The organism is Bacillus sp. GM2, assembly GCF_056155945.1.
In genome coordinates, this window is sequence record NZ_JBRKSZ010000008.1 from 569,533 (window position 1) to 581,959 (window position 12,427).

Consider the following 12,427-nt stretch of genomic DNA (forward strand, 5'->3'; position numbering starts at 1 on the left):
TTTATTCCTCCTTTATCTCTTGTTATGTATGACGATGCGAACAGCCAAGCCGCAATGCAATGTTGCGGTTTTGCGATGAGCGAAAAACGCTGTCACAGATTTGTCGTTTCCAATAAAACATTATATTGGAAATAAAAAGAAAAGAGCCCGCCCGAATAAAAACGGGCGAACTCCCTGTTTATTCGGCAACCTGTCAACCGTAGCACCGTCAGCACCTTAGGCCATGGCTTTGCGTCCCTGCGTTTCCGCAGGTTTGCCTTTATCTGCTTTTCTTGATATAAATTCATTTTCTGCTCACAGTTCACTTTAAATGAAAATTTTGTTTTTTTCACCGAAAAATAGGTGAAAAGTTTCATGCGGGATACCGAATGTTGTACATGAATGTTAATGCGCGATCCCGAAATTGACAAAAAAATATGCGGGAAAACGAAAAAAATCGTTTAAACCCGCAAAAAATTCCAAATCTTAGATAAAGAGTATATTAAAATATTAAAAAAACAGCATGGACTTCATAAATAAATCATGAAGGCCTGTTAAAGCTTCGGCGCTTCCTTTTACAATGTTCATTCAATTAAAACGTTTCTTTTACCAGGCCGTTTAAACTGACGAGAAAAGACAAACCGGCTTGCGAAAACATTGAAGCAGAATGTTAAATTTGCTGAACTGTCTCATTCTGAACGGTATCTTGAAATACTTCCGATGCTCCATACAAAAAAGCAGGCTGAGTTTCGCCTGCTACATGGTTTTTGAGAGCCCGATCGTCCGTTCGATGATGATCAGCGCAATCACTGAAACCGTGATAAAAATAACCGAAATCGCATGAACGCTCGGATCAAATGTCTGGTCAATATAGCTGAATGTACGAACCGGTACAGGCGTGACAGCCGGTGAAGAAACAAACAGACTGATTGATATTTCTCCGAATGACGTTACAGAGGCAAAAACGGCTCCCGCAATGATTCCCGGTTTAATAAGCGGCAAGATGACATGAAAAAAGGTATGCCAGGGACCTGCGCCGAGATTCATGGATGCCAGTTCAAGCTTCTGATCCACGTTTGCCATGCTGACTCCGACCGTCCGAACGACATACGGAAGGCTGATCAGCATATGCCCGGCGGCCAGCCCGGCAAACGTGCCGTTTACCCCAATCATTGTCAATAAATAGAGAAATGATACGCCTAATGCGATTTGGGGAATCATCAACGGCGATAAAACAAAAGCCTGAATCGCCTGTTTTCCCGGAAAGTTCAGCCGCGCCAATGCATAGGCTGCAACTGTTCCAAGGATCACCGCAAGAGGCGTTACAACGAGAAGCAGCATAAAGCTGACCCAAATCGATTCCATCCAGCCGCTGCTGCTGAAAACTCCGGCAAACCAGCGCAGCGAGATGCCTGATGGCGGGAACTTCGGATATTCGTCCGGGCTGAATGCCGACAGTATGATCACGAAGACGGGCAGCGCCAAAAAGAAGTATACCAATAAACCCGCTGTCCAAACACACGCATCAATCCATTTTCCCCTGCGCATACGTCGCAATCGCCTACCCATTTATTCTCGCCTCCCAACGCTTTTGGAAAATGCCAAGGATTCCAATAACCACGCTGACAACGGCTAATAAAGTAATCGACATTGCGGCTGCAAGAGGAAGATGAAAGACTTGCATGACCTGCTGATAGATGGACAACGGCAGGAGCGGCTGCATCCTTCCCCCGACGAGAAGAGGCGTAATATAGCTTCCGGCAGAAAGCGAAAACACGATCATTGCTCCTGTCAGCAATCCCGGAACCGTCATCGGCAAGGTAACGAAAAAAAATGTCCGCAGCCTGCCCGCTCCAAGGCTCATCGAAGCAAATTTAAGATCAGGTTTCACTTCGCTTAAAGAACTGGCAAGCGGCAGTACTGCAAACGGCAGCATAACCTGGACATATGCAATGATGACTGCGTTCATATTCCATAAAAGCGGCAGGGGCTTTTCAATCATCTTCATACTGATAAGCGCCTCGTTGACGATCCCGTTTTGCGAAAGCAGCACAATCCAGGAAAACGTCCGAATGACAACACTGGTCAATAAAGGGGAAACAAGCAAAATGTAAAACAAAGCCCGCAGCCTGCCGGTTGGCGCCTTAACGAGTAAATATGCCGCCGGATACGCCATCACAAGGCATAAAACAGTGGTCTTCAACGCCGTCCAAATTGTTATACCGATTGTTTTCAAATAAACGTCTGAAGAGAACACCTCGACATATTGAGAAAAACTATACGTATCGAGCGTATTCATCATAGCGTCCACGTCTCTGAAACTTAATAACAGCAGCAGAACAAGCGGCAAAACAAGAAAAACACCGAGAAATAAAAGGACAGGAACTAGCAAAAACCAATAAAACCGTTTTTGTTCAACAGCCCTCATCTGCATCCTCCTTAACATCCAGCGGAACAAAATCGCCCGGCTCCAAAGAAAGATACACTTGATCTCCCGCCTTCGGCAATCTAGGGAATTGAGGATCGGGCGCCTGAATGATCCATACTCCTTTGGAAACAGCGGCTTTCAGCCTGAGATCATGCCCGGCGTAACTGACTTCGGTAATTGTTGCAGGCATTTCAATCAGCCTGTTCTTTTGCTTCTCGAAGGAAACTGAGATCCTCTCAGGCCGCACCATGAACAATACAGAAGTTTTTTTTGAGAGTTCCTGGTTGATTTCAAATGTCAGCGGAACGCCTTCATACACTTCGAAATCGACCGTTTCGTATCCATAGCCGCCCGATGAAGGCTGTATCTTCGACGCACGCGCTTTCAGTAAATTGACCTGTCCGATAAATTCGGCCACAAATTGATTGGCAGGCGTGCGGTACACGTCCAACGGAGTGCCGAGCTGCTGAAGCCTCCCGCATCCGAGAATTCCAATCCTGTCCGATAAGCTTAAAGCCTCCTCCTGGTCGTGCGTCACTAAAATCGTTGTAATGCCGACGCGCTTTTGGATGCTGCGCAGCTCCGTCTGCATTTCTTTTCGAAGTTTCGCATCCAGGTTGCTCAGCGGCTCGTCTAGCAAAAGCACAGACGGCTGAACGGCCAATGCCCGGGCAATCGCCACCCGCTGCTGCTGACCCCCGCTCAGCTGATGGGGCATGCGATTAGCAAACGCTTCAAGCCTGACAAGAGCGAGGCATTCCATCACCCGTTCTTCAATCTTGCGGCGGGGCCATTTTCGGACTTTCAAGCCGTATGCAACATTGTCAAAAACGCTGAGATGCGGGAATAAAGCATAATCCTGAAAAACCATTCCGATATGTCGGTCGTATGGCGGCAAATCAGTTACATCTCGTCCTCCTATATATACAAAACCTGACGTCGGTTCAAGGAACCCGGCAATAATATTCAGGAGCGTTGACTTTCCGCAGCCGCTCGGACCAAGGAGGGAGAAAAACTCCCCTTCTTTGACTTCAAGCTGTACGTCTTCCAATGCGATGGTGTTTCCGAAATGCCGGCTGACATGCCTAATCTGAATTGCGCTCATGTTTGTCACCTATTTTCCGCCAAGTACTTGATTCCAGCGATTTGTCCAATCGCCTAGATCTTTTGCCGCGACTTCATAGTCAACCCATTTTAAATTCCTGTAATAATCCTCCCCTACTTTGATCTTCCCTTTTAATTTATCGCTGTATTTCACTTTTTTATTGGCCATGCCGTAAAACGTTCTATCGGCAAAATCTCCTTGCACTTCTGGACTGAGCAGATGATTTAACAGCTTGTACGCATTATCCTGATTAGGACTTCCTTTCATTAAAGCCCAGCTTGCAACTGCTGCGACTGCACCTTCCTCGGGATATGCAAATCCCAGGTCAAGACCTGCATCCTGCAAAGAAAAAGCGCGGCCGTCCCAAAACGGAACAACCCATGCATCCCCACGTTCCAGAAGCGTTTGTATCGAGCCTGGATTATCGGGATAGGCCGTTATGTTGTTCTTTAAATCAGCCAAGCTGTTGAACGCTTTATCCACGTCTTTCCCGTTTGACTCCAGGCCGCCCTGGGCATTGATTAATCCTACAAAAAACTGAAGCCCCGCCGAATAAGCCGGCGATGATATGGCGACATGACCTTTATAGCTGCTGTTCCAAAGATCCGTCCAGCGCTTAGGCTCCTGTGGTACAAGATCCTTTCGGTAGACAATTCCAAGCTGTCCCATACTGAAACCGGCCGCATACTGCTTTCCATCATCGGTGAAGCGTTTCTGAACAGAGTGGTACAGATCGCGGACATTCGGAACCTTTTCCTGATCGATCGGTGCCAGCAATCCCGCCGACTGCGCTCTGTGAATCGTGTCCGGCTGCAGAATTAAGAGATCATAGGGAGCATTTCTGCCATTCGATGCCTTGAGTTTTGTGAACCACTCAGAGTCTGTCCCTGCGACAACTTTGACCTTCAGTCCTGTTTCTTTTTCAAAAGATTCGAGGCTCGGCTTGATATGTTTTTCCCAATCGCCCCCATAGACGCCGATAACGACTGTATCTGATTGTTTGCTTTCCTGACTTCCGTTTCCGCCGCATCCCGAAAGGAGGAGCACCGCTGCAAGAGACAGAATAAATAAAGCAGAAATTTTACTTTTCATTGTCATCTCACCATTCCCGTGTTATTTTTTCCAGCCAGTTTTTCCACAGCGGCCGCAACTTCGCTTTTACTGATCGGACCGTTATGTTCTTTTGAGAAATAACGATGGACTAAATGTTTAACATGTGACCTTTGATGAGCCGGAAGCTGTCGCAGAAGCCGGGCCAATGTGCTGCTGGCTTCTTCTGTCCAGCACCGTTCGTATTCTTCTCTGGCGATTCCGAAATCCCATTGTTTCCGATGTTCGCCTGCTTTCTTTTTTCTGATTTCAGCTGTTTCTTCCAGATCAATAATGAAGGAGCCAGCGCCGTTTTCTTTTACAGCAACGCCGTATTGATGATATGCCGCTTCCGGGCTCAGCAAGCCCGCTTCAACTTCTCCTAAAATCGATTCAGCTTCCCGGCGGAAGGGATTTCCCCAGCCTCCGCCGCCTGGTGAATGAATGCTGATAACATCCCCTTTATTGAGCTTTAGAACATCGATCTTCGACATCGTTTTCTCCTGAGGCTGATCAGGATAAAGGCGCACCCGCCCGAGCGCTCCTGCCGTTCCCCCGGCGAGCCCCCACGGATGAAAACGCATCCTCTCCATCCCTCTTGCGGTCACAATTGATTCTGGTGCCGCCGCTTCAAACTCCAGCCCGATTGCATGGCCTCCCCTGTGAAAACCGGCTCCGGCTGTATTTTTGATCAATTCATAGCGGCGAACATGGATGTCGATGTGCTGTTCAAGGCTTTCAATCGGCGTATTTTTCAAAAATCCGGAGGCATGGTCAATTCCATCTGCTCCGTCCATGTCATGCTGGCCGCCTCCTCCGCCTCCCATCGGTTCGACCACCGACATCTTCCTGCTGCCAGTTGATTCATCGGGAACCGACAGTACGACAATCGCTGACTGACCGGCGCCTGCTGCAGGCACGGCTTTCGGAAGCGCCTTTGCCAATGCGCCCATTACAGCATTATAAAGTCTCATCGTGATCGAATGACGAATGCCGACCGCCGCAGGATATTCCGGATGAACCAGCGTACCCTTTGGAGCGATAACTTGGATCGGCCGTGTCAGCCCCCCGTTAATCGGAATATACGGGTCTTCACTTATGATATAGTTGATCAGGCCCTGATATAGAAATGAATGTTTGCTTCCATTGGTGACAAGGTTAAATGCGGTCTTCACCTGAGGATCACAGTCTGAAAAGTCCAATGTGATCTCCCCTCCCGAGACGTTTGCCGTAACAGCCAAGCGGATCGGAACGTCAGAAACCATATCGTCATCAAGATAATCTGAAAAACTGTATGAACCTTCCGGAATCCTGCTGATTACCCGTCCGGCTCTCATCGCGGCTTGTTCGAGCAAATCATCCATTCCTTGTTGGACCGCTTCTTTTCCAAACTTTCCGACCATTTCTGTCAATCGATTCTCCGCCGTATTGACCGCGGCCACCATCGCATGAATATCCCCTTCATTTAAGTCGGGAACCCTGCTGTTTGCCCGCAAAACCTTCAATATATCGCGATTTTCTCTCCCCTTTTTGTAAATCCTTGCCGGCGGTATTCTCAGGCCTTCCTGATGGATGTCTGTCGCGGTCGGCGAAATGCTTGCCGGGACAAGGCCGCCGACATCGCTGCAATGGACAAAGCACCACGCGTAACTGATTATCTCGCCCTCCAAGAAAATCGGCTTCACCACATGAATATCAGGCAAGTGGGTCGCCAATCCGTCCGTTGTATAAGGATCGTTTGTGAGGATAATATCTCCCGGTTCAAATGGGCCGCTTTCTTCGATGACCCGTTTTAATGAAAGCCCTAAAAAAATCGTGACGCCGACCGTTTTCGGATAAACGAAAAACTCCCCTTCCGGCGTCGCAAGCGCAGTAGCGAAATCAGCCGATTCTTTTACAAATGTGGTAAAGGACGTCCGTTCAATAACGTGCCCCATTCCCGCGGCTATCGCGTTAAAGTAGCTTCTCATCATTTCCAGCCGGGCAGGATCTGTGCGCATGGTCAGCTCTCCTTCCGTTCAATGATCAAATTTCCGGCATGATCGGTTTTCCCGCTCCAATTTGGCAAAATCAGCGTCGTTGTATCGTCCTGCTCAACAATGGCCGGCCCATTTATTCTCTGCCCGCTCCTTAAATCTGGACGGCGGTATACGGAGGCTTGATATGTACCGCCTTTCATGATGATCTTTCTTTGGCTGACAGGTTCAGCTTCGGGCAGATTACTTTGACATCCTTTTCCGCCTGGCGGTTTCGGCGTCTTGCCTATAATGCGGACGCGCATATTCATCAATTCAATGCTTGCTTTCCCATCGCTGTGTCCATATTGCTTCCCATGTAAGAGATGAAAGGAGTCTGCGATTTCACTCGTACTTTCGCCTTCCAGCCATTCCGGTGAAACAGGGAGCTCAATTTCATACGCCTGACCTTTATAACGGGCATCAAGCAAGTAAAGAAGAGAGGCTTCAGTCACCATGTCCGCCCGTTGTTTCCGCAGCCATGTTTCCGCCTGTTCTTGCAGCCTCATAAACTCCACTTTTAACTCAGCCGTTTTTATTTGCTCAAGCAGCACCTGTCTTGAACATACAGCATCGTAGATAAAATCAGCCGTCAGTGCGCCCAAAGCCGATAGAGTTCCCGGATGCGGCGGGATCAGCACATTTTTGGCCTGAATTTCCTCAGCCAAAAAATTAGCAGTAACCGGGCCTGCGCCTCCAAAAGCCATAAGGCTGAATTCACGCGGGTCAAACCCGTGTTGCTCCATGACATTGCTTAGTTCCGTGTACATATTGGCAAGCGCAACTTGAATCATCTTATCCGCGGCTTGCTCCACATCTGTGCCTAAATACTCGGCAACCGGGAGGAGCGCTTTTTCGGCTCTTTCCCGGTACAGTTTCATATTTCCTGCTGCAAACCTGTTTGGGTTTAAATAATGACATATAAGAAACGCATCTGTAAGTGCGGCCTTTGTTCCTTTTCCGTAACAGGCCGGCCCCGGATCAGAGCCAACTGACTCCGGCCCTACTTTCAAGAGACCGCCGCTGTCAATCCATGCCACCGATCCTCCGCCGGCACCGATCGAATACATTGCTACAGATGGAATCGCAATCGGAAATCCCGAGATTTGATTTGACTGGGTAAAGGTCGGCTCTCCTTTTTCAACAATCGAAATATCTGCGCTGGTTCCTCCGACATCAAAGGTGATGATATTGGCCTCGCCGGCGGCTTCCGCCGTTCTGATGGATCCTATGACCCCCGCTGCCGGTCCGGAAAAAAGCGTTTTGACAGGTGCCTCGGCAGCCGATTCAATGTCCATCAGTCCTCCGTTGGACTGGGTGATAAACGGCTGCGCCGATATTCCTTCCTGGACAAGCCTCTCTTTCAGCGTTCCAAAGTAGTGATGGATATTCGGTTTGATGTATAGATTTGCGACGGACATAACCGTTCGTTCGTATTCTCTCATTTGCGGCCAAAGCTCCGCAGACGTTGCCACCTCAAGCTCGGGCGCTATTTGCCTGATCCGTTCGGCAGCCTGGCGTTCATGGAGCGGATTCCGATAGCTGTGCAAAAAAGAAACAACGATTCCTTTTAAGCCTTTTCTTAAAGCTTGTCCAACCGCCTCATCGATATCTTCCATATGAAGCGGCAGCTTTTCAGAGCCGTCATAAAGCATTCTTTCTTGAATGGGAAACACGTTTTTCCGAGGAATGAGGGGCTCCGGCATTCTAGATCTAAAATCGTAGGGTACCGGAAGCCGGAGACGCTGAAGCGAAAGAATATCACGGAAACCTTCGGTTACGAATAAAGCAATATCAGCCCCTTTGCGTTGTAATAATGTGTTCAAACCGATTGTCATGCCGTGTACAAAGTGATGAATTTCTGAAGGCTGGACACCCCGAGTTTTCAAGAGAGCCAAGCCGTTGATGATTCCTCGGGCCGGATCTTCGGGAACGGTCGGCGTTTTAACTGCGGTCATGCTTCCGTCCGCCGGATTTAACAATGTAAGATCGGTAAAAGTTCCTCCAATATCAATTCCAAGCCGGTAACCTTCTTCATTCAATCCCGATCTCCCCTTTTAAAAATATCCTTTTTTTAAAATATTTTACTATCATACTAATCAAGCATGAGAAAGTAGTCAATTATGTTTAATTACAATATTCCAAGTCTTTTTTGTTTAATATTTTATTTTAAGATACCATAAAATCACATTTTCAATTGTGTTGTTCACAGTATTTCACATTTTTGGTGTTCAGCTTTTCTTCGGTCCATCGACACATTCCTGTCATAAAGAGGACTAATTAACTACTAAAGCAAAGATCATCTGTTGCGACAAAAAACCTAAACGTCTCGCAGATTTGATCATAAAGATTCATTTTCATGGATATTCAGGATTTATTGCCCAATTCCCTGTGGCAAAGTGGTACACTCTGTACTATATAAGTCGCAGGAAGGGCAGATTTCCAATGAAAGTCTACGAAGCGGAAACCCTAATTTCAGCTATGAAGCAAAGATCTGATGAATATAAAAATTTGAGAGAACAGCTCGTCAGCTTAAAAAAAGCGTTAAACAGCGTCGCAGAACTTGATGAGTTTCAAGGAAAAGGCGCCGATGCCATTAAAGCGTTTTACAGAGACCTATCAGGAGTCGTAGACGGCTGGCTGGATTTAACCGATATGCAGATTCAGTTTCTGAATGGTGTATCTTCTGCTGCCGAAAATGCCGGACTTTCAGAGGATACGTTCGTTGATGTTCAATTTCTTGAACAGGAGCTTGCAAATGTCCACATTCACTCTCAAAACATGGTCTCCGCACAGCAGCAAGAGCTGTCGAATATTTTAGGACAGATAGATGATTTAATATCGCTACAGCCGTTCTCATCCGATGAAATCAAACAGCAGCTTGACGCTGCAAACCAAAACAGAAAAGACACAATCAAGGCTGTCGAAGATCTTGATAGACTGCTCAAAAGAGAATACTCGGCCTCTGAACATATTCAGCAAATGATCCAGACCGACTATTCCGCCTTAATCGACGCAACAGGAAAAGGGAAAAATGCGTCTCCGTTAAACTACAATTCACATATCTATCAAAACAGTGAAGTCTATAAAATGAAACATCGCATGCATCAAGAGGCAAGAAGCTACATCGCAAATAAACAAAAACAGTATGAAACAGGAAAAGCCGAAAAAGCAGAGGAACTTTAGGCTTTCAGATTGTCCAAAACCCCGTTTTCACAAGCGGGGTTTTCTTTTTCATTTTGTCAACACGCCTCCGTTTTAACCGATATTGTATACAGGTGAAACATGAAAGCGATTTAAGCTGAAATTGGGGACGAAAATTAATCTTCTCGTGTTAGCCGTTATTCTGATCTTTTCGTCAGCACTCGGGATTTTCATTATCAAAGAGCTTTCAAAAGAGTTAGAACAGATGGCGACAGAGAAAGCCAAAAGCGATTTGAAATTGAGCTACCGTTATTTGAATGAATCTCTTGAAGGTGATTGGGAAGTCAAAGAAGACAGGCTCTACAAAGGTTCGACCCTTATCAACGGAAATGAAGAACTCGTCGACCAAATCGGCAATGATACGAAAGACACTGTCACCATCTTTCAATATGACACGCGCGTATCTACAAATGTGACGGTAGACGGAAAACGCGCTGTCGGAACGAAAGTGTCTTCGGAGGTAGCAAATGCGGTTTTAAAAGAAGGAAAAAACTTTTATGGAAAAGCAGATGTAGCGGGAAAAACATATCAAACGGCATATATGCCGATCAAAGACAAGAGCGGTGAAGTTATCGGCATCTTTTATACAGGGGCCGACCAGGATATGATCACAAGCACTCTTCAATCGTTCCTGAAAATTTTTGCTATCGTTCTGACTGCTTCAATCATCATCTCCATTTTGCTTGTCCTCATTTTCACCAAAAGGATAGGCGGAAGGCTCAGAATGCTGACTCATGCTTTTGAACAGGCGGGCAGCGGCAATTTGACAACCGAGATCCAGGATGATTCGACAGATGAACTGGGCGACTTGTCACATCATTTCAATCAAATGAATGACAGCCTAAACCGGCTGATGCAAAAAATTTCACAGTCGTCGCACAGTGTAGCTGCCGCTTCTGATCAGCTGACATCTGGAGCTGAAGAAACAAGCCTCGCTTCTGAGAAAATCACCGAAGCCGTCCAGCATATCGCAAGTTCATCGGAAATGCAGACATCGGGGATAGCAGGCAGCAAACAAGCCGTTGAACAAGTTTCCGCCGATATTCAAAACATATCAGAAAACGCTGCGATCCTGAATGAAAAGAGCCAATACGCCCGCAAAAAAGCAAAACAGGGGGCAAAAGATATCTCCGAAACGATGCGGCAAATTCACACGATGCATCAATCGGTCCATGAAAGCGGAGAAATCATTGAAATGCTTAAAATACAAGATCATATGAAATCGGCAGCATTTCAAAAGCGATCACGGAGATTGCCGATCAAACCAACCTGCTCGCTTTGAACGCTTCAATAGAAGCTGCAAGAGCAGGAGAACACGGAAAAGGATTCGCCGTCGTTGCGGAAGAAGTTCGCCGTCTTGCCGAACAGTCGCAGCAATCAGCCAATCAGATCTCCCACCTCATTTCAGGGATTCAATCAGAAATCGCAACCACAACCGATTCAATCATGACAGTGAAAACGGAAGCGGTCAACGGCGTCAAAATGATCGAAAAGAACAAAAGGACATTTGAATCTATTGACGGCTTAATGGAAGAGTTCAGCGTAAGAATTTCCGACTTGTCTTCCGACGCCCGGCATATATCGCAAAGCATTCAAAACATCACAACATCATTTACAGCAATCTCAAAAGAAGTTCACGAAACATCTGATTATTCACAACAAGTCGCAGGTCTGACAGAAGAGCAGTTTGCGGCTATGGAAGAAGTCACCGCCTCTGCAAATGAACTCTCCAAACTGGCTGAAGATTTGCATCAGCTCATCGGTGAAGTCAAAATGAAATAGCAGGGAAAAAGGGCTGCCGTTAAAACGGCAGCTTCTTCTTTTCCGCCGTACAGGAAATCAAATCGCCGATAATGTCTTCTGCACGCTCATACGGGAGATCAATCTGCAGCATCTTCCGCAGAACAGATTTAAGCCCAGACGATATGCTGAGCTCTTCTTCCCAGCATTTTTCTTCCTCGTCGGACGGGGTAAAACCGGAGTACAGGAGAAACAATGCAAAATGCCCTAACGCATAAAAGTCACTTTTGACTGAAACTGCACGCATCAGCTTTTTTTCCGGGTGCCGGTTATCAACGCGTTCTCTCTCAGTCAGGCGGCATGCCAGTCCGAAATCTATGATGCGGATCGTTCCTCGATTCACAATCAAATTTGGGATCCTCAAGTCCCGGTGAATAATCCCCCGGCTGTGAAGAAGTGAAACGCTGTGAAGCACCTCCTTCAATATGCTGATCGTTTGCTGTTCATCAAAGACACGCCCATCATAAAAGAGCAAATCTTCAAACGTTTTTCCTTCAATATACTCCATTACGATAAACCGCTCGCCGGCCGCTCGAAGCACCTCATATAGACGGGGCGCGGCAGGCAGATCCAATTCCCGCAAAATTTCAGCCTCGCGGTTGAAAGACCGCCGGCCGGCTGATGTCCATGCTTTTGTTTTTCTCTGCTGCTTGATGACGCGGAAACCGGATCTTCCAAGTTCTTCGGCAAGATATGTGATGCCGTAGTTGCCCATCCCGAGCACACGGTTGATTCGATATCTCCCCTCCAAGACGGTTCCTTTTTTGAGCGGGCGGTCAAACAGCCATCTTATCAATGTTTTCACGT

At 47.0% G+C, this 12,427-nt stretch carries 8 protein-coding genes, 1 pseudogene and 1 riboswitch; of the genes and pseudogenes, 2 read left to right on the top strand and 7 right to left on the bottom strand.

Annotated features, from left to right (window positions below; translation table 11 throughout):
- Positions 1-181: 181 nt before the first annotated feature.
- Positions 182-268: riboswitch (cyclic di-GMP riboswitch) on the bottom strand.
- 467 nt (positions 269-735) lie between these two features.
- The 6 genes from ACVC9U_RS17525 to ACVC9U_RS17550 are packed head-to-tail and all read right to left on the bottom strand — an operon-like array spanning position 736 to position 8,658.
- Positions 736-1,548, bottom strand: a complete 813-nt coding sequence (locus ACVC9U_RS17525) for an ABC transporter permease (RefSeq protein ID WP_016886078.1) — start codon at positions 1,546-1,548, stop codon at positions 736-738.
- Positions 1,541-2,407, bottom strand: coding sequence for an ABC transporter permease (locus ACVC9U_RS17530; RefSeq protein WP_003178827.1), 867 nt, complete (start codon positions 2,405-2,407; stop codon positions 1,541-1,543). Before ACVC9U_RS17530 ends, ACVC9U_RS17525 begins: the two co-directional genes overlap by 8 nt.
- Positions 2,394-3,512, bottom strand: coding sequence for an ABC transporter ATP-binding protein (locus ACVC9U_RS17535; protein WP_441391349.1), 1,119 nt, complete (start codon positions 3,510-3,512; stop codon positions 2,394-2,396). Before ACVC9U_RS17535 ends, ACVC9U_RS17530 begins: the two co-directional genes overlap by 14 nt.
- 9 nt (positions 3,513-3,521) lie before the next feature.
- Entirely contained in the window at positions 3,522-4,604 is a 1,083-nt protein-coding gene (locus ACVC9U_RS17540) for an ABC transporter substrate-binding protein (protein ID WP_003178823.1), read from the bottom strand.
- A 2-nt stretch (positions 4,605-4,606) separates the two neighbouring features.
- On the bottom strand, positions 4,607-6,601 hold the full coding sequence (locus tag ACVC9U_RS17545; RefSeq protein WP_441391350.1) for a hydantoinase B/oxoprolinase family protein: 1,995 nt from the start codon (positions 6,599-6,601) through the stop codon (positions 4,607-4,609).
- A 2-nt stretch (positions 6,602-6,603) separates the two neighbouring features.
- Positions 6,604-8,658, bottom strand: coding sequence for a hydantoinase/oxoprolinase family protein (locus tag ACVC9U_RS17550; RefSeq protein WP_016886075.1), 2,055 nt, complete (start codon positions 8,656-8,658; stop codon positions 6,604-6,606).
- 403 nt (positions 8,659-9,061) lie between these two features.
- Between ACVC9U_RS17550 and ACVC9U_RS17555 the strand changes: the two genes are divergently transcribed.
- On the top strand, positions 9,062-9,802 hold the full coding sequence (locus ACVC9U_RS17555) for a ribonuclease YeeF family protein (RefSeq protein ID WP_441391351.1): 741 nt from the start codon (positions 9,062-9,064) through the stop codon (positions 9,800-9,802).
- Positions 9,803-9,917: 115 nt separating this feature from the next.
- Positions 9,918-11,602 (top strand): annotated as a pseudogene (locus ACVC9U_RS17560) (methyl-accepting chemotaxis protein).
- Positions 11,603-11,621: 19 nt separating this feature from the next.
- On the opposite strand, the gene ACVC9U_RS17565 reads toward ACVC9U_RS17560, so the two are convergent.
- On the bottom strand, positions 11,622-12,425 hold the full coding sequence (locus ACVC9U_RS17565; RefSeq protein ID WP_009330243.1) for a serine/threonine protein kinase: 804 nt from the start codon (positions 12,423-12,425) through the stop codon (positions 11,622-11,624).
- Between the last annotated feature and the right edge of the window lie 2 nt (positions 12,426-12,427).